This window comes from Nostoc sp., assembly GCF_036917275.1.
GTDB lineage: Bacteria > Cyanobacteriota > Cyanobacteriia > Cyanobacteriales > Nostocaceae > Nostoc.
Genome location: NZ_JBALDF010000020.1, coordinates 15,263 through 41,173, shown reverse-complemented (window position 1 = coordinate 41,173; position 25,911 = coordinate 15,263). Strand labels below are relative to the sequence as shown.

The window sequence follows — 25,911 nt, the reverse complement described above, 5'->3', positions numbered from 1 at the left end:
AAAATGTAACTTTTCCAATCGGCAAACTATTATAAAACATTTAAAAATGCAGTATAAGTTGAAATAATAAACCCGACATCAAATATTAAATCGGTAAAGTAATAATAAACTTAGTTCCCTCACCAGGAATTGAGAAACAGTCAATTTGTCCATTGTGTTTATCAACAATAATTTGGTAACTAATAGCTAATCCAAGCCCAGTTCCCTTGCCTACAGGTTTAGTTGTGAAAGATTGCTCAAAAATTCGATTTTGTACCTCAGGAAGCATTCCGGGCCCGTTATCTTGAATGCAAATTATCACGGTTTGTTGCTGATAATTAACTGATGTAGTGATAGTGATAGTGTTCGGGCAACCAACAATCTTTTGATCAGAGTAGTTTTGATTGAGGTCATCGAATGCATCAATGGCATTAGCAATGATATTCATGAATACCTGGTTCAGCTGTCCGGGATAGCAACTGATTGGAGGTAACTTTCCGTATTGGGTGATAACCTCGATTGTCGGGCGGTCTTTTTTGTTTTGCAATCGGTGTTTCAATAGCATTAAGGTGCTATTAATCCCTTCGTGAATCTGAAACTCCATCTTAGATGAAATATCTGAGCGAGCAAAAGTTCTCAGAGAAAGGCTGATGCCCTTAAGGCGGTCAATTCCCTGGCGCATTGATGCTAGCAATTTTGGAATATCCTCTGCTAGATACTCAAAGTCCATTTGATTGAGAAGTTCTTCAATTTCTGGTTCTGGATGCGGTAGCTTCTTTTGTTGAAGGTTGACCAAGTGAAGAAGATTATTTGTATATTCTGTAATATAGGAGAAATTTCCTTCAATAAAACCAATCGGGTTATTAATTTCATGACCAATGCCTGCAACAAGTTGTCCCAGAGTAGACATTTTCTCACTTTGGATGAGTTGTAGTTGGGTTTGTTGTAACTGTTGTAGAGATTGGGTTAATTCTGCGGTGCGCTCTTGTACCCTTTGCTCTAGAGTATGTGTGAGATGGGAGATTTTCAGGTGTAACTTTAATCGGGCAATGACTTCTTCCTGCTGGAAGGGTTTGGTAACGTAATCAACTGCACCAATTTCTAATCCTTTCACCTTGTCTTTAGAATCGGATAGGGCAGTCATGAAAATGACTGGAATATTCTGAGTGATAGGATTGGCTTTCAGCCTGCGGCAAGTTTCAAATCCATCAATACCAGGCATCATCACATCCAGGAGAATCAGATCGGGAAGAGCATATTCTGTTTGTTCGATCGCAGACTCTCCATTCGTTGCCATGAGTGCTTTCCAGCCATATCCCTGAATCATTTCTGATAGCACTTTGAGATTGTTTGGATTATCATCTACCAAAAGGATACGTATTGGCTTCGAGAGAGAATCAGCCATCATTGCCGTGACTCCATTATTACAAATGATTTTATAAATTTACGTATTTGTCCGGTTTGGAAATTGACAGTGAGTTTCTTTAACTCAACTACGAAAGGAGCTAGCTGGCTGTTTTGTGCAATTAACTCTTCTAACATTTTCTCGATCGCTGCGATATCGCCCATCATTGCCAGATGATAAAGTTGTTGCAAAACATCTTGCGATGGCAGAACCCATTCGTTATCAGGTAACTCACCTTCAGGAGATGACTGCTGAGGTGTAAATTGGGCATAACTCCAGTCAACTTCTAGCACCGAGCGCAGTGTATTGAATAGCTCGTCAACTTGGAGGGGTTTGGGCAAGAATGCTTTTGCTCCTGCTTGTAAACTCCGCTGCCGATTTTCCTCGAATACGCTGGCACTAGAGACGATGATTGGAATAGAACGGGTTTTTGGATCAGATTGCAGGTGAATCATTAGCTCAAAACCATCCATATTGGGCATGGCTAAATCGAGCAGAATCACATCTGGGTTGCATTTTTTTACCATTTTTAGCCCGTGTTTCCCGTCGGTTGCTTCCAAGGTTTGACAGCCAATTTCTTGCAGCAAACTCGTTAACATCGAGCAGTGATTGTGATCGTCATCGACAATCAGAACCAGAGGCGCACTACCCGAAGTTCTGGTAATCGAATGCTGGGTTGGGGCGATCGCCTGTTCATGCCAATCATGGGAAAGTGATAGTGGGACTGTCAAATCTAGCCAAAATATACTTCCTTCACCCAAGCGACTCTGCACTAGAATTTGGCTTTCCATTAATGCTGCAATTCTTTGACTGATGGCCAATCCCAAGCCAGTACCTTCAGATCGCTGCCCTGCTTCACCTACTTGCTCAAAGGCCAAAAAGATTTTCTCTAGTTGGTCTGGTAACATACCAATACCCGTATCTTCAATCTGGAAACGAATCTTAGTGGTTAGGGATTGGGCAGAATCTTGCCCAGTCTCCAGTGCCTCTACTTTGAACGTCACACTACCGATGTCTGTAAATTTGATCGCGTTGCCTAGCAAGTTAATCAATACTTGTCGCAGCCGTTGTTCATCTGCTTCAATGGCAAGGGGAAGGCGATCGCTGATTAAGACATTAAAAGTAATCCCTTTCTGCTCGGCTCTGATCCCACAAATCTCGGTAACACCGTGTAAAAAGGTCGGCAGATGCACAGTAGTTGCTACCAATTCCAATTTCCGAGCTTCAATTTTTGAGATATCAAGAATATCATTGATCAACATCAAAAGATGCGTCCCGCATTGAGAGATAATATTGATTCCTTCACGGTTTTTGTTTGTCATGTCTGGCGATCGCTCTAGTAGCTGTGCAAAACCAAGGATGCCATTGAGCGGTGTCCGTAGCTCATGGCTCATATTTGCAAGAAACTCACTTTTTGCTTGGTTAGCGGCATCGGCAGCTTGCTTTGCCTCAACCAGTTCATGAGTTCGCTCTTCGACTTTTGCCTCTAAGGTTTTGGAATAATCTAATAGTTGATCGTTGGCAATTTCTAGTTGGTGATTCGCTTCTTCTAGCTGCTGCTGTTTATAGGCATTCATTGTCGCAATTACACTGCTGATGAACGCGGTTAAAGCTGGTGTAACCGGAATCAGAATCCCATTTAAAAATATCCCGTAAGCACTCCCCAAGCAGACCCCACTGATCCCTACAGTTATCCAAAGAATCTGGCCACCTGGAATCTGTAGCTTTCTAGGCGCACTGGCTAACCACCAACTACTCATAGAACCGATCACAGACCACAAAACAATCCAGAGCCACAGAGAAATGCTGGAAACGCCGTGAAGGGTTGTTTTTCCTGTTTTAGCTCCTTGTACCAATTGATGGGCAATATTGGCATGGATAACAACACCAGGTGTCGGTTTTTGAGCAGATATCCAGGAGGAACTGAAGGGTGTGCTGAAAAAATCGTTGGTACTAGAGGCGATTGATCCAATAAATACCATGCGATCGCGCATTATATCTGCCGGAATTTTCCCTGCTAAGACATCGCGCATGGTAACTGTGTGAAATGCTGCATCCGTTCCATGCCAGTTGAGCAGAATTTGATAGCCTCCTAAATCGCCATCGGCATAACCTGCTTCTTGATTTTGCAGTGGCTGGTAGACTTCCTTACCCAATTGGAACTTTTGCCGCTGGGCATCAATGCTTTCTAAGGTAATCCCTTCAACTTCGAGGTACTTGAGCGCTACACTGGTTGCCAGCCCTGCTTTGATGGTGTCTTGTTCTTTGGCATCTACTGCTGTAAGCAGGGCGCGACGGACAGAGCGATCGCCATCGAGGACTAAATCCGCTAATCCTACCTGATCTCTCTTTTTCAATTCTGGTGGCGGATTGACGCGCTCACCGATGATTTTCTCAACTCCAATTAAATTGGGAGTGGTGCGGAAAATTTGCCCAAGTTGCTCATGTCCACTTCCTTCGGGCAAATCTCGATAGAGATCCAGTCCGATGGATCGAGGCTGTTGCGCCCGGATTTTATCGAGTAATCGTGCTAGTGCCCAGTCTGGAACTGGCCATTTACCCACCGATTGAATATCGCGTTCATCGATTGTGACAATCACAATCTCGTTGGCTATTTTCTTCGATGATTGCAAACGAACCCATTCATCACGAAGTTTCCATTCAGGTAAATTAAAAAGCCCCAACGACTGCCCGACAATAACTGTCAGAGCAACACTGGGACTAATGATCAAGACGCTGCGAGTGCGTTGGATGAAAGTCTGAAATCTGCGCCACATATTTGTGCCATACAGTTTATTGATCTTGGTCAGCGTTGGTGGAGTAATACCCCACTAACACCTGTTGATTATGTTAATTAGCGGATGCTATTGTCCTCGTTAATACACTTTGACCTCACTTCTAAACCTCTCTCGTTTTAGGAGAGAGGTTTGGAATTTACTCCCCTTCCCTTATAGGGAAGGGGTTGGGGTTAGGTCTGTATTCCGACTCAATTGAGAAGTGCTTAGGACTTACGCAAAAATTGCCAAAAAGCTTAATTTCTCGAACCGCCAAGACGCCAAGAGCGCCGAGAATTCGTAGAGTGTGCGTAAGTCCTAGTGCTATATTAGCGGTGCTGTTACAATCTCCTTCAAACTAACTGAGGACAGAAGTTCTTCCCATTGCTTGGAGAGAGTTGCATTGGTAGGTTGGGCGGTGTGCAGTGCAGCAAGTGTTGCTACACAATCATACCAAACCCCGTTTTTACCCAAACCAGTCGCCCGCTTCAGCCCATCCTGTTGTTGCATTGTGGTTGCCAGATCAGCACTGGGCTGGATTCGCTCAATCCAACCATCAACGTAAGGCGTACTTGGACTGAGTTGCCCATCCAGTTTGAGTGCTAGGAACCATTGGTAGTTTTTGCCAACGGTTAAAGCGGGTGCATCAGCTGGTAATTTGATCGCAATCACCCCAGTTTTCCCTACAACTGAAATGTTCATCTGATGCTGCATGTTGCCAGCTTCATCCTTGAGACTGAACACAGCTTCTTGGGCATTGGAAGCAGGGAGATACACCAGAATTGTGGGACGTTCAGACACTGTTGTGCCATAGAAGCTTTGGGGCAGAAGTGCGATTAGCGCTGTTGGGCCTTTTGCTTCTACAGTCGATGGATTCAAGTCGTAAGTACCAGTGCGAGAAGCTCCCCCAGTCGCTTGTCTGGGCGCACCCTTGCCAGAAGCTGGGGTAAATATACTACCGCGAGAAGCTCCCCCGGTCGCTTGGCTGGGCGCACCCTTCCCGGAGGCAGGCGTAAATATACTACCGCGAGAAGCTCCCCCAGTCGCTTGGCTAGGAGCGCTATTTTTTGCAGGTGGGGTAAATGTCACAGCACTAGCGCTAGTCCAGGCACTGCTAGCAATTAGAGCGATAACGCTCAATATACTAGCTAAATATCGACGTTTCATAATGTCATACCTCAATTGCTTGAGAGGTGATACAAAATACATTAATTGCGACTGTGGGAAGTAACTTATAGAATATCTCTAATCACTGTAATAATGGGATAATATCTAATAAAATATAGACTATTTGGTAATAAAAATATGTAAAAAACGCATTATAATATCTTATTTAATTACGTACTATTACTTAATTAAAGCCAGTTTCCAACTAAAACGAAAGCAGACCAAAAAAACGGATCATGGAAATCAGTTTGTTGAATCATGTTTATTTGTGCCTGCCGTAGTGCTTCGGCTTTAGTGATTTTGGGTTGTCGCAGTTGCTCATAGAAGTGAGTCATGAGCATCGCAGCTGCCTTATCTTTAACTGGCCATAGAGTAGCTATGGTTGAGCGGGCCCCAGATTTGACAGCCAAACCTGCTAGCCCAAGGACGGCGCGATCGTCCCCTGCTGCTGTGTCACAGGCACTCAGTACCAGCAACTCGATTGCTTTTGATGGATCACCATACCGATTTTTCAGGAGTTCGGACAACTCTTTGACGTTTACTTGTCCATTCCAGGTGAGCAAGAAAGTATCTTCGAGGCGAGAGCTAAACTGTCCGTGGGTTGCTAGGTGGACAATACCAGCATTACTGGATTTCACGCGTTGAGCGAGGGCTTGACTTGTGAAATCCTGGTTCAGCAAGATAAAGGACGACACCGCTTTTGAGATTTGTTTAACTTCTGATTCCACAGCAGGCAAAGCATTAAAACCAGCGCGAGATTCGCTAATACCACCCACGATCGCATTTATTTTGTTTTGCTTTAGCGATCGCGTAGCCATAAGTTGCAATCCTGGTGAGAGTGCGACTGCATACTTCTCGATTAGATATTGTTTTCCGTCATATAAGGCAGCCATTGGAATGTTACGCAACTGGCCATCCAAAACAAACACTAATGTCTTGGTATCTTTGAATCCTTGATTGATTTGGGCTGGACGAATCAGCCAATCATAAATCTGCTGGGATAATCGATTTCGGTCTTTGGAATCTGAGACAGGATTGAGAGCAACTAAAAAATTGTTCAGAGTCTGCTCAATTTCAGCTTGAGATTTATAAGTAATATAGTAATCGAGTGGTTGCCCCGCTTTGGAGAGAATCACCGCTAAACGATCGGGCAGGATGATTGGATAAATGACGGTTGCAGTGGGATCAACCTGATCAATTTGCTGAGTTTTATCTAAACAGGCTTCCCGGAAAAAATTATCGAGTTCTGCAATTTGGAGTGCCTCAATTAATTCACGGGCTTGCACCAATGCAGCTTGGCTCGGTTGATTATCTAAAAGTAAACCGACTAGTTCTCGGTAAACAGGCTCTACACTTTCGCGGAAAGAAAACTGAACATCGGGGTTGATGGCAACCAAATCCCCTCGTAGTGACTTTAAGGCTTTGACGGCTTCGGTATAGGCACTAATTGCTTTTGAGCGATCGCCTTGTTGTTTATCCAACTGTCCCATCTGCCAAGCAGATTGAGCAATTATATCATTAGCTTGGAGTTGACGGGCAATATCAAGGGATTTCTGAGTTAACTCCTGTGCTTGTGATAACTGCTGTGTACGGCGATAAAGTTTTCCCCACTGATGCAGTGCATAAGCTTCTGCTTGAGCATCTTGGATTTGCTGTGCAGACTTGACTGTGATTGCCATGAGTTGCGCCAGGTCTTTCAGGGGTATGATTTGGTCAGGAGTTGAGCGCCGATTCAGGGTGGCAACAAAATTGATGGCTGCGTAGAGGGAAGTGTGACTGGGGGATAGTTCCTTAAGTTGTTGTAATAGTTGAGGTGCCAATGGGGTAGCAAACTCAGGCTTATTGTAGTCGAGGAAAAGTTTGAAACGAGCTAAACGTGCTTGCAAGCGATCGCTTGGATTGGTGGCTAGCTGTTCTGCTTGTTCAAAGTAATCTAATGCCGCCTCTGGATCTTGCAAGTCAACGGCAGTTGTTCCCAGACTCAGCAGGATAGAACTCAAGTAGGGTTTGGCTTCAATTTTACGAGCGATCGCTAAACTTTGCTCCAACACCTGTTGATTTGTTCCATCGCCAATCATTTGTAGGGCTAAACCAAGCGATCGTAACCCACTGATTTTGATTTCCGAATCTGGCATTGCTAAAAGCTTTTGAGTCAGCGTCTCCAACTGCACTTTAGAACGGCGATAAAATCCCAAACTTTGTAAAGCTTGTGCCTGGTTGATTTGACTCCCCAAGCTGCCCATTTTGTCACCTGCCTGCTCATAATATTTTTGAGCTTGCTGCCAACTTTCGAGGGCAGTTTCGGCTTTGCCATTGTGCAATTGCAAATTTGCCTGGGTATTGAGTGCTTGTGCCCAGAGAATGGCATCAGCAGAGGGAATAGAGGTTTGCAATAGTTTCAGACTTTGCTCAATAGATTGACTGGCTGCTTCCCACTGATTAAGTTCCTGTTGTGTTAGTGAGAGGTAACTTAAACTTAGAGCTTCGTTGAGGCGATCGCCTTGGGTATGGTACTGTTGTGCTGCCGTTTGCCAAATTGTCATTGCTTCTGCAAAACGTCCTGAACGGTAGAGATTCCGTCCCTGTTCTAGCCAATTGGTAAGCTGGGAAGAAGAAACTGTGGTTGTTACTGGTAAAGATGCTTTTACAGGTGTAATGATAAATGCTAAACACAAACTTAAAATACTAAGGCTGACATATAGCCAATGAGTTTGTTTAATTCGGAAAGCCATAAGTGATTACCAAGATTCATAACAGCTTTTGAAAAATCAGTCATAGCACAAGTGCTTAAAGAATGAGTAAACTTATATTGCCCAACTTATAACTTGGATCTATTAGATATCTCCAAAAAGGAAATATACATTATCCAACGTCGGGACTGATTAGTTTGACACCGCAGCACAGGTTAAAGATGGTTCTACATGGGTTGATTGAGCCGCAATTAACTCAATTTTCCCCTGTGCATTCCGTCGCCAAGAAGTAGCTTGAACGAGAATCTTAGGAGATTGGGGCATTTGTGCTTGTACCTTCTGGGTTTTCCGGTATGCAGAGATATCGCGGATATCAGACCAAGTGCGATCGCTCGTCACTTGTTGATTGGGATTTTGCGGCACACCACCTCGTCCCGTTGCCACAAAGCTACTGCCTTCACTACCCGCGCAGCCTGTGGCAATTTGCTGAGATGGATCAATTACATTTGCTGGCAATTCGACTAAGCCAGAATTTGGATCAATGCCAATGGTATTGACTTGAACCGTGCCGCTAACCCCAAATTGGGAACTAGCAGTGATGTCATTCTCTGGTGTCAGTTGGGGACGAAACTTCAGTCCGAAAAGCCCTTGTGTGCTGATTTGAATATTACCCCCCCTACCTTTCACCGCATTAGCAATAATGTCGCTGTTTTCTGATCCGGCGATAATAGGTGCATTGATATTGATATTACCTCCATTACCGTTACCGCCTGCTGTAGCACTAATATTGCTGCGATCGCGCATCAGCAACAACTTACCAACTTGTAATCCGATGTTGCCACCATTACCAGATTCTGTCTGTGCTTGGATTGAGCCTTGATTTTTTAATTGGATGCGATCTGCGGTAATGTTGAGATTGCCAGCATTTCCACTACCTTGACTCGTAACGCTCACAACACCGCCATCATTGAGTGTCAAATTTGGTGTAGTAATGCTAACATTACCAGCATTTCCCGTCAGTACATCCTGTAAGCCCAATAACTTAAGTAGTAGTGGACTTGAACGGATGACAGATGAACCGAGGCTACTGTAAATGTTAGGACTGACACCACTAATTGTGATCGCCTCCCTAGCATTAATGCTGACATTTCCTCCATTCCCAGCATAAAATACTAATGAACCAACTGCTCCTCCATCTAAGATTTGTAACTTCCCAGTATCTAGGATCAAATCTTTTGTATTTCCGTTCGCAAAGCTACTGATACTAATGTTACTAGCAATTTCAAAAGGGGTTTTCCCCATAACTGTGGTATCTTGATTGCGAATTGTCACTTTACCACTAGAGCCACTGCCATATGTTAATGAAGTCAATAAAGCTCCACCAGATATTACCAATTTATCCCCATTAATAGAGATATCACCTGCTGACCCAGTACCGTATGTGCCAGTGAGAATGTTTGTTGCAATGGGCGTCAGGGGTGAGAAACCGGACATCTCTATTGCTGCCGCTTCAATCTGAATGTTGCCACTATTAGCTACTCCGTGTGTTGAGTTTTCTATCCCTGAACCCTGTTGGAGTGTTAACCGGGGAGTAATGATACTTATATTCCCACCAGTTCCGGTGCTCAAGGTGTTACTGCGAATCCCACCCCGAATTGTGGTAGCGGATGTTCCGCCAATCATCTCGATGGCTTCTGATGCTTGAAAACGAATGTCTCCACCAGGAAGACTTCCATAATTCTGCGCTAAAACTAACGAACCATCGCTCAAGCGAATATTTCGTCCCTGAAGCTGAACTGAACCCGCATTTACCCCACTGACATCTAATAGTGACTTTTGTGCTAGTTGAATGTCACTAAAGCTTTGCTCGTTGCCATACTCCAATTTATATCCCTGAGTGGTTGGCACTAAACTAACTAATCCTGCACCTCCCAGGCTATCTAATTCTATATGCCCTGTTTCGGCAGTCAAGGTAGCGCCATTCAGATTCAGATTACCACCCACCAACGCTAAAGTTTTTCCCGCCTGTACTTGCAATCTTGTTGGGCTAGGATTGCGAATCGTAGGAATAATATCGCTCTCAATATCTAAATGCCCTGTACCTTGGACTTGTATCGCTGAAGGATTATTACCTAGTTGCAGTCCAATGGGAACATTGATACTTAATAATGCGTTAGTTTGGGGATTAATGGCGCTAAATTCACTTCCATCAGCAAATTTGATGCTATTAGCTGTCGTTGCAATCAATGAACCGCCTATATTTAATTGGGCATTAGCACCAAAAATGATTCCATTAGGGTTGAGTAAAAAAAGATTGGCGCTACCGTTGGCTGTAATTAAACCATCAATGTGGGAAATACTGCCCCCAGTCACACGACTAAAAATATTTTGCACATCTGCGGCATTGTTGAAGAATGCAGAACCATTGCTAGGAATGGAGAATTGGCTGAAGCTGTGAAACAGGTTGTTGCCGACACGACTGCCGTTGGTAATCGTGAAGTTATTGCCGCTTTGGGATACTGTGCTGTTGAGAGTTCCATCGGTAATTACTTGAGCATTTGCACAACTATTCCAAATCCCACATATTAACATTCCCCCGATCAGACCGAACCTAGCAGAAATTACTTTCATCACCCCGTCTCCATTTTGAGCTATGTACTTAGGTTTCCCAAAATGGAATTGTTATTAACCTTATTTGTAGTTAACTCTTAGGTGAAGCAGCACAGGTTAATGATTGCTGCACGTAGGTAGGAAATGGAGCCGCTATTAATTCAATTTTGCCATCAGCGTTACGGTACCAAGAAGTGGCTTCAACGAGAACCTTTGGTGATACATGCGTTTGGGGAGTGACATTGCCAGTTTTTCGGTAAGTAGATAAATCTCGCACATCGTCCCAGGTGCGATCGCTGGTTATTTGCTGATTGGGATTTTGCGGTACACCACCTCGTCCTGTTGCCACAAAGCTACTGCCTTGGTTTGTAGAACAACCAGTGGCTATTTGCTGCGCTGGATTAGTTACATTCGCTGGCAGTTGGACTAAACCGGAATTTGGATCGACACCAATGGTATTAACTTGCACATTACCATTCACACCCAACTGTGAACTTGCAGTAATATCATTGTCTGGTGTGAGTTGGTCACGAAATTTCAGACCAAAGATGCCTTGGGTAGTGATTTGAATATTACCACCACGACCTCGGACTGCATTAGCAATAATATCGCTGTTTTCTAATCCGAGAATGATGGGTGCATTGATGTTGATATTACCCCCATTACCGTTACCCCCAGCTGTTGAGGTAATCAGGCTATTGTCTCGTAGAAACAACAGGTTTCTGGTTTGTAAGGTAATATTGCCACCATTGCCGGATTCTGTTTGAGCTTGAATAAACCCTTTATTCTTTAATTGGATGGTATCTGCATTGATGTTAATATTGCCACCATTTCCACTGCCTTGATTGGTAACACTGACTGTCCCACCATCCGCCAGCATTAAGTTCGGTGTGGTAATGCTCACAGTGCCGGCATTAGCTATTAGCATATCTGGCAAACCGAATCGCTGCCGCAATGACGGATCGAGTCGGATACTGGACGCATTAATGCTGCTATGATTTGTCTGGCCTTGACCACTGATTGCGATCGATTCGGTAGCGTTGATGTTCAAATCTCCCCCATTACCTGCAAAAAATGCGGTGGCGGCAACTACTCCCCCATCCTGAATTTGCAATTTGGCAGTATCTAGCGTCAAGGTTTTGGTATTTCCGGTTGCAAATGTAATTGAGCTAATGTTGCTGTAGACTCCAGAGGGGCTTTCTCCGGTCACCGTGGTATTGTTGTTACGAATCGTCACTTTACCGCTAGAGCCACTGCCAAAGGTAGCCGAAGACAATGAGGCACCGTTTGACACCATTAGACTATTGCCATTGACAATAACATTACCAGCGTTCCCAGTGCCTAACGTGGTAGTGTTAATGTTGGTAGCAACACCGGGATTAATGGGTGAGAAGCCAGATATATCAATCGCCATTGCATCGATCTGGATATTGCCACTGGAACCCACTCCGAATGTTAAGTTATTTAATGCCGCTCCCTGCTTGAGGGTCAGCCTGGGAGTAATGACGCTGATGTTCCCACTAGCTCCAATGCCAAAGGCTTCATTATGCACCCCGCCTTTAATCTTAGCATCGGGTGTTGTACCAATCAGATCAATTGCCTCCGTAGCCTGAAAGCGAATGTCACCACCAGGGAGATTGCCGAAATTCTGCGCCAGCACCAGAGAGCCATCGGTGAATTGAATTTGCTGACCCTGAACTTGTACAGAACCTGCATTCACTCCGGTGATATCTAATAGCGATCGCCCTGCCAGATGAATATCGCCAAAGCGTTGCACATTTCCATACCCCAACATATAGCCCTGTGCGGTTGGCATCAAGTTGACCAGCCCTGCGCTACCCACACTGCCCAATTCTACTCGCCCTTGTTCGGCTCTCAGAGTTGCCCCATTCAAATCTAGGTTCCCACCTACCAAGGCTAAGGTTTTTCCCGGCTGTACCGACAGTTCTGTAGAACTGGGAATCCGAGTGATGGGAAGCAGAGCCGATGCATTGGTCGTGGTCAAGGAGTATCCTGTACCTTGAACCGTTATTGGTGTAGGATTGCTACCCAGTTGCAGACCAACAGGAACATTGATACTCAACAACGGTGCGGCTTGAGAACCAATTGCGCTAAACTCAGCACCATCAGCAAATTTAATACTGTTAGCAGTAGTGCCAATAAACGATCCGCCAATATTCAATTGAGCATTGACACCGAAAATAATCCCACTGGGATTGAGCAGAAACAGGCTAACAGGATTATTGCTGTTAATTGTTTGAATTACGCCGTCAATCTGGGAAATACGACCCCCAGTTACACGACTGAAAATGGTGGAGATATTGGGCGTGTTGATTAAATTAAAGGTGGCTGAACCACCGATGGGCACGGAAAACTCACGAAAGCTGTGAAACAGATTACTACCTGCGGCACTACCGTTAGTGATGGTGAAGTTATTACCACTTTGGGAGACGGTGGTGTTGAGGGTAGCGTCGGGAGTCACCTGGGCATTGGCAAAGCCGCTCCAGAGGAGCATCCCAGCTGTCAATATTCCATTTACCAAACCCAAAGCAACAGAGGTCGTTTGCATTGTCCAATTTCTATTTATACTTAATAATTAAAGTTCCCTAAATTGCTTTTAACATTCACCGAAACAGTGCCGAGCAATGAGTGCTTCTTCAGGACTAATAACTCTCTCAGCACCCAGCACTACTGAAGTAGCTTGTTGGATTAAAACGGTGAATAACCTATTGAGAAGTACAACCCATTTTCCTGGAGCGATCGCTTTTCACCTTCGACTGATGTCAGAGGAATGCCCCAATCCAGACGCGCTGAGAAATTATTGCCCTGTGTCCACAACAGCCCTAACCCGGTACCAACCAACAGACTCGGCGATGGATTTTCGCCTTTGACATTCCAGCCTTTGCCCACGTCAATGAAGGGTGTCAGTTGCAGCACTCCGCCAATCTTGGGAGCACGAACAATGGGCAAACGGAATTCAGCCGACAACAACATGCCATTATCTGTAATTAATGAGTCTTGGCGATAGCCCCGTACACTTAGCTGTCCACCGAGGCCAAATTGCTCCAAGGGCACTAAGGAATCTGCTGCTAGTTGGAAATCGCCTCTAGTTAAAAATAGCGTGTCCGGTGCTAACTGTCGCACCCACTGCGCCTGTCCCCGCCAAGCGAAAAAGCGGCTATCTGGTTCATCCTGACTGACATTCGCATCGAACCAATCTACGCCAAAGCTAAATTGCGATCGCGCAGCAAATACATACTGGTTACTTCGCTGAGTATATTCTTGAAAAAAGCGCAGGGCAGAAATATTGGTTTTTCCGTTCGCATCCGCACCGGGTGAGAGTTTATATGGCCCAATGTTATCAATACCCAACTCAGTTTGGCTTTCCTGACGTGAGAATGACAGCCCGATCGCCAACTCTTGGGTTGGCTTTTGCACCAATGGTTGGCGATAGCCCAATTCGTAAGATCGGGTGTTTGACTGAATATCAAGGACGCTGAATGGTTTTTCAATAACGTGGTTCCATCCCTGGTTAAAACCAAAGAATACAGTGCCATTGCGGGCATTAATCGGCAGTGTGTAATTGAGATTGATTGTATTACTGCCATCAGTGTTGGCGTATCCGACGCTGAGGGTGTCGCCTAAGCCCAGTAAATTGGCTTCTTGCAAATCTATTCCCCGACGAAAACTGCCCACACTCGGCGATCGCCCATTATCTAGGGTTGCTGTTGGCTTAAAGGTATTAGCTTCTTCAACCTCGACTTGCAATACACTAGTTCCGGGATGCACACCTGTTTGCAACTCGGCTGACAGGTTTTGAATCCGCGGATCGAGGCGGAGTAGTTGTAGTTTTTCTAGTAAGTGCGGCACGTTCAAGGGTGTTTTGGCACCAAGTAGGATGCGATCGCGAATGTATTGGCTACGCAATCGCCTATTGCCGATAATCTTGATTTCTTGCAGACTACCTTCGATCACCTGAATTTTGATCACCCCAGCTTCTACTGTCTGCGGTACAATCAACGCCCCCGTGGTTACATAGCCATGATCAACATAGAGTTTCGTGATCGCATCTTTGACTTGCAACAACTCGATAAATGTCAGTTTCCGCCCAACAAAAGGAGCTGTGACAGCAGTCAACTGTTCTGGTTTGAAAACTGTACTGCCAACTACTTCAATGCGATCAACCTGAAATCTGGCATTAGGATCATCCTGTCCCGAAATTGGTTGCTCTAGTAGTTTTGGAGGAGGAAGTAATTGATTATTATCTGATGACTGCGGCAATAGATCCGACCGTAAGGGTCTAACAGGAACATCTTCTAACCGATACATCTGAGGAGCAGGAGTTTGGGCAATCGCATCCTGATAGTTGCATAATACTCCTGCTAGAACAAACGTCAGAGATTTTAGCCTAACGAGAAAATTTAGAGATGTGTTTAGTGTTTCTGTAGGTCTGATGATAGCCATGCCTTATCCATCTTTTATTCATTTCTTGCATTTGAAAAAGTGAATGTCAACTTTATAACTACATATAAAAAAAGTGAATGCCAGCTTTTAACCATGTGGCAAGTAAAAATAAATTTTTCCCAACATAGTAGGAAAACGCCAGATATTCACCGTCTACATCCTGCCTTCTCCATTTCATGAAGCACAACTATGGATAAAGCGTGTACTTGCTATTACTTTAGTAAATCAGATTTTTTATACTTCTAAGTTGATATAATTTTGGTTAAAAACTAGTTATATCAAGTTATACAGGAATTATTTCTCCGTTATTTTATTTAAAGTAAAAGTAAATTAATAGACTTTATTAGCACTGAGAAAAATAAAAGTAACAGCAATACTTTAATCAATAAAGTTAAAAATAGCACTGATACTTCTCAAAAATAATACGTACAATTGTTTAAAGGAGTTGATATTACTCTTGTGAAGCTTTGAGATAAAATTATTTTCGTCATAAATATTAATACTTACTTTTAAGTTGTAATAAATACTTTAATGTAATTTATACTGAGTTATTTAGTAAGAATAAATAATGCTTTTTAATATAATGCGTAGATTAAAGATAAATGTGAGCAGTGATTGTCTCCGTAAATACCTGGATACAAATTTGGCGTCTCCCATAAAGAAGAGGGGTGAAATGAGCAACCGTACAGAAAATTATGCTAATGCTGAAAGACTTACTACACAGGTAATCTTAAGGTGACACTCTACCGGATACCTGTCTACTTTGTCTACTTATGACTTTGCCAACAGCATCGATTGTTCATTTGACGCCATTTCCCGCCACTATGACTTCAGATACCAAACCCATTTTTGAGACCCTGGCTGACGAAGGGTCTGCCATCGACTGGAACGGTCTGCTGACCGAAATCCTGGCCGCTTTTGACTGCTCTACAGGTACCATCCATACCCTCAATCAGGACAGCCAGTTATTGCACCTAAAGGCTTACCAGGGCATTCCGGAATTCCTGTTACCTAAAATGACGGTAATTCCCATCGGCAAAGGGATGGCCGGTGTCGCCGCCGAACGCAAGCGACCCGTACAGATTTGCAACTTGCAAACCGATGAATTGGGAGTGGCCAGGCCCTCGGCAAAAGAAACTAAGGTAAAAGGCTCAATTACGGTGCCGCTTATGCTGAATGGCCGATTGCATGGTACCTTGGGCATTGCCAAGCCAGCTTCCTACGAATTTACTCCACAAGAGGAAGAGACACTGATGGAGATTGGAGAGGCCATTAGCCGGAAAATCGTCAGTTAACAGGAGTAGCTAAATGGATGCCTGGTTTATTTTTTATTACCAAGAATAAAATCAGATTCCTCTATAGCAATCCTATCTGATTTCGTTCAAATTCACGGTGTCGAGATCCCGGACTTCGTAAAAGTTGTCGGGGATCTAACTTTCCACGAATGATTTAGGATTTCTCTAGCTTCACTTCTGACTCCTGACTCCTAAATTCTGTTTGATAAAACTATAAGTAACAGTAAATACAACTTAGGATGGCGTAGTTAATTACTAATTACTTATTTTATTTGGATCGCTAAATTGAGTTACCAGCCAAGCTCCTCCAGAGCATATTAACAACAAAGGTGTTAACCAATCACCCCAACGCACATATAAAGTTTGTGTCTGTCGGCGATAAATTGTATCAGCATGAGTTTCGTAGGTATTATATCCAGATATCCACAAGGTTCTGCCGTGAGGATCTACAAAAGCTGAATATCCTGTATTAGTTGCCCGTGCTGACCATCGATCAGTTTCAATTGCCCGCATGATATCCTGTGCATGGTGCTGGAATGGCATGGATGCAGTGTAATGGGCATCGTTAGAAGAACTGAGGATAAATTGCCCACCCGCCGCAGCCTGACGGCGAAATTGCTCAGGAAAAGCAGATTCATAACATATACTAGCGATCGCCCGACCAAAAGGAGTGTCAAATATCTGATTTGCCGAACCCGGAACTTGGTGTGCATCCAGAGGCGACAAGCGTTGGATTATCCCGCCTAAAATTCCTTCAAAAGGAATATATTCTCCCAAAGGCACTAGTTTGGACTTATCGTAGCGGCTGACAATTTCACCTTTATTATTGAAAGTAAACAAACTAATTGTATAACTGTCTCCCCGTTCGCCAAAAGCCCCAATCCAAGCAACTACGCCTTTTTTCTTCACTGCTGCGACTAAGGCAGTTTGCATCAAATTGCGCTGGAAAATAGGTAAGGCTCCTTCTGGGGTGAGGACTGCATCTACACCTTGATCTGCTAAAGTTAGATATCCATTAGTATAGTTTTCTTGGGCGCGACGAAACCCTTCAGAACTTCGTAAAAGTCGGTTCGGAATATTACCCTGAACAATCCCTACTTTCAAAGCTGCTTCTGAGAGTTGGACGATGGGACGGCTATATAAGATAAAACCAATCAGGTGTAAGGTAATTAATAATCCTGTGGCGATAATCCAGTATTCATTAACAAACCGCAGAGGCGCAGAGAAGCCAGTGCGTTGGGCGGTTTCCCCGACTTGTTCGCGCAGCGTCTCCCTTAGGAGAAGCAACTGGCGTGACACAGAGGAAATCTTGGCGGACTTGGCGTCTTGGCGGTTCGTCCATCCTTCTGCAATTAAGCCATTAACAGCAACTATTGCTGCTGTCACAGTATTAGGCCCAGAGAGTTGACCCAAATGTACAATTACGAGATTGTGCGGACTTTGAGTGTAAGCAAGAGAACTCCACCACAGAGGTCCAGCACTCCACAGACTTTCTAAGCCGCACCAGACGGCTGTCCCAATTAATATCCGTAGCCACGATTTTCGTCCGCCCAGGCGAACCATTACAGCCGCCCAAATAGCAACGAATACCCCTCCCAAGACACTGAGAAATCCCCAACAAAAAAGAGTAATTGCCAAGCTTGGCAACCAAGGAACGCCCAACCATGTCATCGGATGAATTCCGGTAATCCAGAATAAAGCGACACCGTGATAACCGATACCCCAGAGGAAAGCCGGGGGGAATTGGTTTTTGCCTTTGGCTAAAGTGAGAACTAGCACCCATAAGGGAACTATGGCAATCCAAGCCAAGAACCATGCACCAACAGGGGCTACGGTTAGCCCCATTAAAATGCCGCTGGCTAAGGCAATCAAGTAAGGGAGTAAGGCGGTTAACCTCTCCCCCTGCTTTTTATTCTGCTTCTTCTGCATCGACAGCATCAGGTGGAACTATTGCCACTCCGGTAATGGCATCATCTTCGTCTAAACGTTGCACTCTGACTCCAGTTGCCGATCGCGATTGGATAGAAATTGCATTTACCGCTTGCCGGATGATAATACCGCGATTTGTCACCATCATGATTTCATCATCATCATTGTTGACAATGCGTAAGGTTGCCAACTTATCTTTAGTTTTGCGGTTTTTGAACTTGGTTGCCATTAAACCCTGACCAGCACGATTTTGCAGGCGGAATTGGGCAACTGGTACACGCTTACCATATCCTCCCATTGTAATTACCAATACCCAAGGGCCAACAATGCCACTGCTAGGCACTTCTGCGGACTCTTCATTAGTTTCGATAATTTCGATATCTTCTGTTTCGATTGCTTCGATATCTTCTGTTTCCGCTTCTGTAACTATATCCAAAGTTTCAAGAATTGCTGCGGGCAGAATATCCATACCCACCAGTTCATCTTTATTTTTGAGTTTCATGGCTTTCACCCCACGAGTCGCCCTACTTAAAGGACGCAGTTGTTCGTGGTTGCACCGGAAGTTAATCGCCATCCCGTTACGAGAACCAATGATTATACTATCCTCAACTCTGGCGCGTCGCACCCACCGTAGTTGGTCGCCTTCTTCTAAGGAAATAGCAATCAAACCATTGGCGCGAATGTGACTAAAGGCTGCCAATTCAGTTTTCTTGATATTGCCGCCCTTAGTGAGCATCACTAAATATTCATCATTGCTAAACTCGTCAACTGGTACAATCGAGGTGATTTTTTCCTCTTTGGGAATGGGTAGCATTTGGACAATTGGTGTCCCGCGACTGGTACGCGAACTCGCTGGAATTTGATAAGCTCTCAGGCAGTAAACAACACCACGTTCACTAAAGAATAAGATACTATCGTGATCGCAGCAAGTCAAGAAATGCTCAATGGTATCATCATCTTTCACCTTGGCTGCGGCTTTACCTCTGGTAGCACGGCTTTGGGCTTCAAAGGTGTTAACTGGCATTCGTTTGATGTAGCCTTGCTCTGTTACCAGAATTATTGCTTTTTCATTGGCAATTAGGTCGCGATCGTCTAATTCACCTTCCCCTGGTAAAATCACCGTGCGGCGAGGTGTGGCAAAGTTAGTTTTTAGTTGTGCGACTTCGGTTTCAATAATTTCTAGCACTCTCTCCCGGCGTGCCAAAATATCTTGCAAATCGGTAATTTTCGCTTGTAATTCTTCGTGTTCCAGACGAATTTTGTCTGCTTCTAAAGCAGTCAACCGCCGTAATTGCATCTGCAAAATCGCATCTGCTTGCACTTCCGAGAGTCCGTAAGTTGTGATCAACTCACCTTTGGCTGTGGGCGCATCGGGGGCATGGCGAATCAAGACAATAATTGGATCTAACTGGGACAGGGCAATCAATAACCCTTGCAAGAGATGGTCGCGTTCTTCGGCTTTCCGCAGTTCGTAACGGGTACGTCTGGCAATGGATTCGATGCGGAAATCCAAAAAGACGCTTAAGAACTGCTTGAGGGTGAGTACCTGGGGTTCACTATTCACCAACGCCAGCATATTCGCCCCAAAGTTAGCTTGTAGTGGCGTTTGCTTGTAAAGGTTATTCAGAACGACGCGGGGATAAGCATCACGCTTAAGTTCGATGACAATTCGCATCCCGTCGCGATCGCTTTCATCACGGATATCTGCAATGCCCTCTAGCCGCTTTTCGTTCACCATTTCGGCGATTTTTTCAATCAGCGCCGCTTTGTTGGTTTGATAGGGCAATTCGGTGATGATAATTGCTTCTCTATCTGGGCGTCCCCGCTGTTCAACGGTTTCAATGTTAGCTACACCACGCATGGTAATGGAACCACGTCCAGTGGTGTAAGCCTCTCGAATCGCAGATGTCCCCAAAATCTGCGCCCCAGTCGGAAAGTCTGGGCCGTGGACATACTGCATTAATTCGAGATCGGTGATTTCTGGATTGTGGATTACTGCCACCAAAGCATCAATTAATTCGCCCAAATTGTGGGGGGGAATGTTGGTGGCCATGCCCACGGCAATTCCAGAGGAACCGTTGAGCAACAACTGCGGAATCCGCGCCGGTAGAACTGTCGGTTCTTGCTGGGAACCGTCGAAGTTATCAGCGAAGTCTACGGTTTCATACTCAATATCGTGCAGTAGACCGGCACTAGTTAAAGCTTGCAAGCGGCATTCTGTGTATCGCATTGCCGCCGGCGGATCGTTGTCTACCGAACCAAAGTTACCATGCCCGTTAACTAAGGGCGATCGCATGGAAAAATCCTGCGCCATTCGCACCAAGGCATCATACACTGCCGTGTCGCCGTGGGGGTGATATTTACCCAACACTTCTCCCACTACACGGGCGCATTTCTTAAACGGGCGATCGTGGAGCAGACCTAGCTCGTGCATTGCGTAGAGAATGCGACGATGCACAGGTTTTAGACCATCCCTGGCATCTGGCAACGCCCGACCCACTATCACGCTCATGGCGTATTCCAGATAAGACTGCGACATTTCGGTTCGCAAGTCTATCGGGATAATCCTCTCCTGTGAGGTTGTCATAACCTAAAAATCTCCAAAAATCGTAGATTTTAGCTTTTTTATTCAATAAAGCGCAAAATTATTCTAAATTGCTCTTGAATAATTGCCAGAATTTGATACAATCCTAGCATATATAATGCCTTTTTTTGCCTGAATAACTAACCCAAATATCTAGTTAATCAAGGGTATAATAAATCACAATATAGATGCTTTTGGCTAGTTAAAGGCTTTATAAGCTCTTACTTTTATAACCGTTATTTAGCAAAAATTCTGAGGAGATGATGACTTTCCAACAACTAGAAATAGGTGACTACTTTCGGATACCTGGTATGAGTGACCGTTGCGTATATAAAAAGGCTAACAGTTCACATTGCAGCCTATACGCTTTATTACAGCCAATCCGAGCAGAAATAAAAGTTACACCGCTTACTTTTGCAGAGATTACTAACTATTTTGCGCTCAAGCAAGAGTTCCTTCAAAGTCTCAGGTGATAAAGCTTTTACGTTTTCTTTAACACTCAAGCAGAAGTATGCTTTTTTTTCGATAAGGCGATACCTACGGCGGCAAGCTAGGCTTCCTGATTGAGTACAATTTTAAACGTTTGTAACAGTTCATCAATTGCAAAGGAGTTTCACAGTTAGTACATCAGGATATTTTAACGTAAAGGAGAGCAAATTTTGGCAGCAGTCCGAGTCCGCCAGCATGTTAATCCACTTGGTAAAAAGTATCAAACACCAGCAAGTCCCCAAGACTTGGAAAAAATTTATGCAAAGCCAAATCAACCACTACATTTAGATATTGGCTGCGCTAAAGGACAGTTTTTGGTGAATATGGCCAAGATAGAACCCAACTGGAATTATCTCGGCTTAGAAATTCGGGAACCGCTGGTGGGGGAGGCGAATAAGTTACGTTCTGAGTTAGATTTAACAAATCTGCATTACTTGTTTTGCAATGTGAATAACTCACTGCACTCACTTTTATCTTCCCTCCCTCCAGGAAGTTTACAACGCGTTACAATTCAATTCCCCGATCCTTGGTTTAAAACCCGCCATGCTAAACGTCGTGTAGTCCAACCAGAATTAGTGGCAGACTTAGCTAGTTATCTTGCGGTTGGTGGAGTTGTATTTCTGCAATCAGATATGGAGTTTGTCTCTGTGGAAATGCGCGATCGCTTTGCTGCTCATCCAGCTTATCAGAAAATGGGTGCTGGAGAATGGTTAGCCCAAAATCCGCTACCAGTGCCCACAGAACGGGAAACAAGCGTCCTATCGCGAGGTGAACCTGTTTATCGGGCTTTATTTGTCAGGCGAGAAATTGTGAATGAGGAGTAGTAACAGCGCGATGATGTAGCAGTTAGTTGATAGCAAATTAGATCAGCAACTTGTGGACGATGATTTGTTTCTTTGAGTGCAGTGATATGAAGAAAAACGTCTTGAGTTTTTATGCTTCCCATATCAAGATCAAATGATTCATATTCAAATTTAGCAACGCCAAAATCAGAGCTAATACTGAAACAATGGAAGTAATGCTAGAGTGACATATAAACTATGAGTGAACTTCCAAATACTCTTGAAGATGCGATCGCCCAATCTCAGACAGCCGTCCAAGCTGCCCTTGCAGATGGTTGTACTCGTATACAAGTTGAGTTCCTGTTCCCAGAACTCAAGTTTATGCCCGTGGCGGAACAATTTTTGCCTGTGTTTACAGAATATGATTCCCGTTTGAAGATTTTCTTTGCTGACGCTGGTGCGGCGGCCCTAGCCCGCCGCAATTGGGCTGATGCACCATTTCAAATTTTGGATATTGGTACGGGTAGGGCTGCTTCCTTGCAGACAAAAATTCAACCAGAGGATGAAATTTTCTTATTTATTGCCCCCACTTCCGTAGAAGTGCCGCAGTTGGAAAAGTTATGTGAAGCAATAGGCGATCGCCCTTTAGTCTTGTTAAATCCCCGCTTAGAAGATTCTGGAACTGTGGGCATCGGTTATGCAGCGAGAAAAATCCGCGATCGTTTTATCAGTACCATTGAATCTGCCTATTACGTGCGCCCCATAGACGATGAAAGTGCCCTATATCGCTGCTACCCAGGACAGTGGGAAGTTTGGCTGGAAACCAACGGCGAATATCAAAGAATTGCCGAATTACCCACAAAACCATCGGGTGATGAGTTGGATCTTATCCTCATGAAGGGACAACCGCAAACAACAACAGACGCGGCACCTGCAAGAAAGCCCAGTGTGTTTAAGAGTTTACAACGGTTTTTAAAAGCGTTGAGTAGTTAGGAGAAAGCAGAGGTAGCAGCAGGAAACTTGATTATCTGCTGCCTCATTTTGAGTTTTTTATTGAGATACCCTATTTCAAGTAAAATACGTAACATTTCCATTTTTATTTCTTTATCATAAATTCGGCTGTTACTGCCGTGTCACACGAGTACACTCACTTGCACTAATTTGTTAATTGGAGCTATTTAATCAATGAAAAGCTTTTTCGCCCTAGCCGCAGGGCACGTAGCAACTAGTTTGGCACTCTGTACAACTTCCATCATTGCTTCTATTAATCTAGCTCAAGCTGCTGATTTAACATTTAACTGGAAGGGTGATGCTGGTTATTCGGCTTCTGGCTCGTTCAGCTATGATGAAACCACCACTCCAGCCATAATTTCCGAAAGTGGTGCGGGATCTACAAAAGCCTTACAGTCACTCAATGTTTCTTTTTTCAATCCATCACAGGAGTTGATTGGAACTAAAAACGAGGTTGTTAATGGTGTATCAAGCAATCAGTTTTTCAATTTTAACTTTGACACGACTACAGGCAATTTATTTGGGGCTTTTGATCTAGGCACGGGTAGTGGTAAAGGTGATGTTTTTATCAGCAATGTTGAGACTCCCGACGGTACCCTTATCTCTCCGGGAGCAACCTATTATCTTTACCGAAATATTACAGTAGGCAATACTCAATTACTCGACTCAAGTCCGAATCGGATTAAAGCATCTGCGGTTCCTGAACCGACAACTATTTTGGGAACCCTGGTAGCTGGCATGTTGGGTGTAGCACTCAGCAGCAACAGAACTGTTTCCAAAAAGATATAACTGATGAGGCTCTTGACTTTTCTTGCTAAGTTGGGAAGCATCGAAATAGCAAGGGTTTCACACTCAAGTTTCTTCTCAACAAGTTAAATTGAATGTCACTGCGCCAAAGGGGATTACCTCTCTAAACTCCTAACCACCAGAGTATCAAAATGCATCACAGGGACAAAAACCCTACGTCTATTTTGCCAATCAATAGACCTGTTGCATAATTATTTTGTGGTGTGATTAGAGGTTTTAGAAAAAATCCATATCAGAATCTATACAAAGAAGTTTTGTTACCTCATTAGGATGTCTGATAGAGATAGAAAGCAAATTTTTCAAACCTACTATCACACCATAATTTATTTTTGCAAGAGGTCTAATGATGACTCTGGACGATGAATTAACTTTTGGATAAAATTTCATTTCGACTGGTTGCGCCTAGCTGGGGTAAAGAGTTGATAACTGAGTGGGGAGTGATGGCAGCAGGAACGGCCAAAGGTAGTTGTAATTGTTTTACAACACTTTGCAATAGTTGGTCTTGTCCAGTCCGGAAACCCCAGACATTTGTCCCCCGGTTGATAATCGCAAACCAAACCAAACCGCGATCGCGTGTGGGCATCACTCCTGCTAAAGCGCTAACATCGCGGAGAGTGCCAGTTTTGATCACAGTAGCGAGGGGAATGTGTCTGGTGTGTAGTGTACCTCGGTGATCAAACCCAGACATGGGGAACAAGTCAGCCAGATTCAGCTGATGGGCAGATGCCTCAACTTGAATAGCCATCAGCATGGCACAGACAGCCCTGGGAGAAATGCGATTTTCCGGCCCCAGTCCAGAACCATTGATTAACTGAATTTCCACTTGTGGCACCCTAGCAAGGTTAGCAGCAGTGGATTGGACTACAGTTGCTCCTCCCAGTGAGTCTGCAAGCATCTGTGCCATATCGTTGTTACTGTAAACGTTCATCTCCTTAAGCAGTTGCTTCAAGGGCAATGAGCGATGACGCATTAACAAAGTTTGTTGAGGGTTTGGTTGCGCCTCAACTTTCACCCCACCTGTAATCACAACTTGAGGCTTGGGCGTTCCCTTGGGCATAATTGAGTACCTGAAAATAGCGGGGCGGCCCCAAGTCGCACGATTTAGTATTTGCTTGAGCATCAGACCTGCTAGCATCGGCTGACGTTGGAAATTCATGGCAAAATTGCCAGTGATGATCAAATTTCCTTTTACCTGCTTGATGCCCATTTTATTGAGAGTATTACCAAGTGCGATCGCTTCTTCCCAAACAAACATCGGATCGCCACGGCCTGTAATTACCAAATCGCCCTGCACAACTCCATTTACTACTGGGCCAGTCACACTCACTAAAGTATCAAATTGGTAATCTGGCCCCCAAGTTTTCAAAGCAACTAATGAAGTGGCAATTTTAGTTAAAGAGGCAGCCGGCAGAGGTGTTGTACCTTGGTGATTTGCCATTAACATCGGCCCCGACTGCATCCAAATTCCCTGACTCTCAGCCAGATTTGGCGCCACGACTTTTGATGTTATGAGCTTTTTCAGATATTCCTGCACCGTCGTCGCCCCAGCTGGATTGGGATCAGGGGCAAGAACCAAGCCAGGGCTACTTTGCCAAGTCAATGCATCTAAGGCATCTAGAGGCTTGATTTGTACCCCGGCCATTTTCAGCCAGAGTGACACCAAACCTGAACCCAATAATTCCAGCATCTTTTATTCCTCTATTAGGATTTGATATATTGTTTCCTGTGCTAATATACAAGCTTTTTTAGCATAATCAGTATTGAGTCATAATAACTAGTGTTTTTCTCATCTGTTAAGTAGCGTGAATCATATTGTTTTCCTGGCTGCTTCGACAATGCCAAAATGCGATCGCTCATCAAGATAGCCGCATGAGTAATTGAACTACACCACTTTCTCCTCCCTATTCCCCATTCATCGGCTCAGT

The 25,911-nt window shown here is 44.3% G+C and carries 14 protein-coding genes; 4 read left to right on the top strand and 10 right to left on the bottom strand.

Annotated features, from left to right (window positions below; all coding sequences use genetic code 11):
- Nucleotides 1-85 precede the first annotated feature (85 nt).
- The 7 genes from V7K35_RS07835 to V7K35_RS07805 all read right to left on the bottom strand — a co-directional run bounded on the left by V7K35_RS07835 (nucleotide 86) and on the right by V7K35_RS07805 (nucleotide 15,089).
- Nucleotides 86-1,384 carry a hybrid sensor histidine kinase/response regulator gene (locus V7K35_RS07835; RefSeq protein WP_442939701.1) on the bottom strand — a complete coding sequence of 433 codons (1,299 nt, stop codon included), beginning with the start codon at nucleotides 1,382-1,384 and terminating at the stop codon, nucleotides 86-88.
- Complete coding sequence (locus tag V7K35_RS07830; RefSeq protein ID WP_335077764.1) at nucleotides 1,384-4,161, bottom strand: CHASE2 domain-containing protein; 2,778 nt, start codon at nucleotides 4,159-4,161, stop codon at nucleotides 1,384-1,386. Before V7K35_RS07830 ends, V7K35_RS07835 begins: the two co-directional genes overlap by 1 nt.
- A gap of 321 nt (nucleotides 4,162-4,482) precedes the next feature.
- Nucleotides 4,483-5,325: a DUF928 domain-containing protein gene (locus V7K35_RS07825; protein WP_335077762.1), complete on the bottom strand. Its 843-nt coding sequence runs from the start codon at nucleotides 5,323-5,325 to the stop codon at nucleotides 4,483-4,485.
- A 188-nt stretch (nucleotides 5,326-5,513) separates the two neighbouring features.
- Nucleotides 5,514-8,057 carry a CHAT domain-containing protein gene (locus V7K35_RS07820; protein ID WP_335077759.1) on the bottom strand — a complete coding sequence of 848 codons (2,544 nt, stop codon included), beginning with the start codon at nucleotides 8,055-8,057 and terminating at the stop codon, nucleotides 5,514-5,516.
- Between the two features lie 150 nt (nucleotides 8,058-8,207).
- On the bottom strand, nucleotides 8,208-10,646 hold the full coding sequence (locus V7K35_RS07815) for an S-layer family protein (RefSeq protein WP_335077757.1): 2,439 nt from the start codon (nucleotides 10,644-10,646) through the stop codon (nucleotides 8,208-8,210).
- Between the two features lie 70 nt (nucleotides 10,647-10,716).
- A complete protein-coding gene (locus V7K35_RS07810) occupies nucleotides 10,717-13,194 on the bottom strand; it encodes an S-layer family protein (RefSeq protein WP_335077755.1) in 2,478 nt (825 codons plus the stop codon).
- A gap of 140 nt (nucleotides 13,195-13,334) precedes the next feature.
- The gene (locus V7K35_RS07805) at nucleotides 13,335-15,089 is read right to left on the bottom strand and encodes a ShlB/FhaC/HecB family hemolysin secretion/activation protein (RefSeq protein ID WP_335077753.1); all 1,755 of its coding nucleotides are present in this window, start codon (nucleotides 15,087-15,089) and stop codon (nucleotides 13,335-13,337) included.
- A gap of 773 nt (nucleotides 15,090-15,862) precedes the next feature.
- Here V7K35_RS07805 and V7K35_RS07800 point away from each other — a divergent pair.
- On the top strand, nucleotides 15,863-16,384 hold the full coding sequence (locus V7K35_RS07800; protein ID WP_335077751.1) for a GAF domain-containing protein: 522 nt from the start codon (nucleotides 15,863-15,865) through the stop codon (nucleotides 16,382-16,384).
- A gap of 255 nt (nucleotides 16,385-16,639) precedes the next feature.
- On the opposite strand, the gene lnt is transcribed toward V7K35_RS07800, so the two are convergent.
- Complete coding sequence (gene lnt, locus V7K35_RS07795; protein ID WP_335077749.1) at nucleotides 16,640-18,313, bottom strand: apolipoprotein N-acyltransferase; 1,674 nt, start codon at nucleotides 18,311-18,313, stop codon at nucleotides 16,640-16,642.
- Nucleotides 18,294-20,900, bottom strand: coding sequence for a DNA topoisomerase (ATP-hydrolyzing) subunit A (gyrA, locus tag V7K35_RS07790; RefSeq protein ID WP_335077747.1), 2,607 nt, complete (start codon nucleotides 20,898-20,900; stop codon nucleotides 18,294-18,296). The genes lnt and gyrA overlap by 20 nt, the downstream gene beginning before the upstream one ends.
- Nucleotides 20,901-21,556: 656 nt before the next feature.
- On the opposite strand from gyrA, the gene trmB reads away from it, so the two are divergent.
- The 3 genes from trmB to V7K35_RS07775 all read left to right on the top strand — a co-directional run bounded on the left by trmB (nucleotide 21,557) and on the right by V7K35_RS07775 (nucleotide 23,968).
- Nucleotides 21,557-22,210: a tRNA (guanosine(46)-N7)-methyltransferase TrmB gene (gene trmB / locus V7K35_RS07785; protein WP_334792428.1), complete on the top strand. Its 654-nt coding sequence runs from the start codon at nucleotides 21,557-21,559 to the stop codon at nucleotides 22,208-22,210.
- 216 nt (nucleotides 22,211-22,426) lie between these two features.
- A complete protein-coding gene (locus V7K35_RS07780; RefSeq protein WP_334792427.1) occupies nucleotides 22,427-23,161 on the top strand; it encodes a DUF1995 family protein in 735 nt (244 codons plus the stop codon).
- A 192-nt stretch (nucleotides 23,162-23,353) separates the two neighbouring features.
- Entirely contained in the window at nucleotides 23,354-23,968 is a 615-nt protein-coding gene (locus tag V7K35_RS07775; RefSeq protein ID WP_335077745.1) for a PEP-CTERM sorting domain-containing protein, read from the top strand.
- Between the two features lie 382 nt (nucleotides 23,969-24,350).
- Here V7K35_RS07775 and V7K35_RS07770 read toward each other — a convergent pair whose 3' ends face one another.
- Nucleotides 24,351-25,673, bottom strand: coding sequence for a D-alanyl-D-alanine carboxypeptidase (locus V7K35_RS07770; protein WP_335077743.1), 1,323 nt, complete (start codon nucleotides 25,671-25,673; stop codon nucleotides 24,351-24,353).
- Nucleotides 25,674-25,911 lie beyond the last annotated feature (238 nt).

Excerpts from the sequence above, each read along its gene's own strand:
- V7K35_RS07835 (WP_442939701.1), bottom strand. The coding sequence starts at position 1,384 with ATGGCTGATTCTCTCTCGAAGCCAATACGTATCCTTTTGGTAGATGAT.
- V7K35_RS07830 (WP_335077764.1), bottom strand. The coding sequence starts at position 4,161 with ATGTGGCGCAGATTTCAGACTTTCATCCAACGCACTCGCAGCGTCTTG.
- V7K35_RS07825 (WP_335077762.1), bottom strand. The coding sequence starts at position 5,325 with ATGAAACGTCGATATTTAGCTAGTATATTGAGCGTTATCGCTCTAATT.
- V7K35_RS07820 (WP_335077759.1), bottom strand. The coding sequence starts at position 8,057 with ATGGCTTTCCGAATTAAACAAACTCATTGGCTATATGTCAGCCTTAGT.
- V7K35_RS07815 (WP_335077757.1), bottom strand. The coding sequence starts at position 10,646 with ATGAAAGTAATTTCTGCTAGGTTCGGTCTGATCGGGGGAATGTTAATA.
- V7K35_RS07810 (WP_335077755.1), bottom strand. The coding sequence starts at position 13,194 with ATGCAAACGACCTCTGTTGCTTTGGGTTTGGTAAATGGAATATTGACA.
- V7K35_RS07805 (WP_335077753.1), bottom strand. The coding sequence starts at position 15,089 with ATGGCTATCATCAGACCTACAGAAACACTAAACACATCTCTAAATTTT.
- V7K35_RS07800 (WP_335077751.1), top strand. The coding sequence starts at position 15,863 with ATGACTTTGCCAACAGCATCGATTGTTCATTTGACGCCATTTCCCGCC.
- lnt (WP_335077749.1), bottom strand. The coding sequence starts at position 18,313 with ATGCAGAAGAAGCAGAATAAAAAGCAGGGGGAGAGGTTAACCGCCTTA.
- gyrA (WP_335077747.1), bottom strand. The coding sequence starts at position 20,900 with ATGACAACCTCACAGGAGAGGATTATCCCGATAGACTTGCGAACCGAA.
- V7K35_RS07780 (WP_334792427.1), top strand. The coding sequence starts at position 22,427 with ATGAGTGAACTTCCAAATACTCTTGAAGATGCGATCGCCCAATCTCAG.
- V7K35_RS07775 (WP_335077745.1), top strand. The coding sequence starts at position 23,354 with ATGAAAAGCTTTTTCGCCCTAGCCGCAGGGCACGTAGCAACTAGTTTG.
- V7K35_RS07770 (WP_335077743.1), bottom strand. The coding sequence starts at position 25,673 with ATGCTGGAATTATTGGGTTCAGGTTTGGTGTCACTCTGGCTGAAAATG.